Origin of the sequence: Dietzia sp. CW19, from assembly GCF_014145265.1 — a bacterium.
Taxonomy (GTDB): domain Bacteria; phylum Actinomycetota; class Actinomycetes; order Mycobacteriales; family Mycobacteriaceae; genus Dietzia; species Dietzia natronolimnaea.
Genome location: NZ_JAALEE010000543.1, coordinates 4,488 through 5,308, shown reverse-complemented (window position 1 = coordinate 5,308; position 821 = coordinate 4,488). Strand labels below are relative to the sequence as shown.

Annotated in this window: 1 protein-coding gene; it reads right to left on the bottom strand. The window is 63.0% G+C overall.

Annotated elements, in window-relative coordinates; translation table 11 throughout:
- The coding region (locus G6021_RS15485) for a cytochrome c biogenesis protein ResB (RefSeq protein ID WP_241736609.1) at positions 1–613 on the bottom strand (613 nt) is incomplete at its 3' end.
- Positions 614–821: the final 208 nt, after the last annotated feature.

The window sequence follows — 821 nt, the reverse complement described above, 5'->3', positions numbered from 1 at the left end:
TCACACTCCATGAATCAGCGGGGCTAGGCGTGGTGTTGCAGAAGGCCGGCGCTTCCTCGTTGGCGATGATCACCCGCATGCCCTCCGCGTACACGAACTTGCCGGCCGCGAACGCGATCAGCAGGAACAGCAAGCCGAAGTGGAATACGATGTTGCCCACCTCGCGCGCATATCCGCGCTCCGCGGACAGCTCGATGCTGCCCGACACGCGACCGTCCCCGTTGTTGCGACGGACCCGCCAGCCCTTGAGGCTCTTTTGGACCTGGTCCGCAGCCTGCTCCGGCGTGGCCGTGGTCCGGTACGCCGCATGATGCGGCAGGCGTGCAAGGTTACGCGGGGCGAGCGGCGGCGGGGCCTTGAGTTGTTTGACCAGATCAATCGACCGCGGTGTCAGGCAGCCCACCAGGGATATAAACAGCAACACGTACACGGCTGTGAACCACCAGCTGGAGAACACGTCGAACAGCTGGAGCTTGTCAAAGAACTCCCCCAGCCAGCCGTTGTCCGCGATGTACTGATTGACGTTTCCCTGGTTGAGGCTGCGCTGCGGCAGGAGTGCCCCCGGTATCGCCGCCACCGCCAGCAGAAATAGCAGAATCAATGCCGTGCGCATCGCGGTGAGAGTGCGCCATGAGTTGCGCATGAACGCGGTGACCGGAGCTATCCTAGGCACTGATTTGAGTCCCCTCTGCCGTTCCCGGTGCGACGAGCCGGATCGAGGGGCAGCTCCGGTGGGGCGTCGCCGGCTTCATAGCATCATCAGCACCGCTCTAGCACGCATAGTCACATCTGGAGATTGTCCTTCGCCGACCCCATTGATC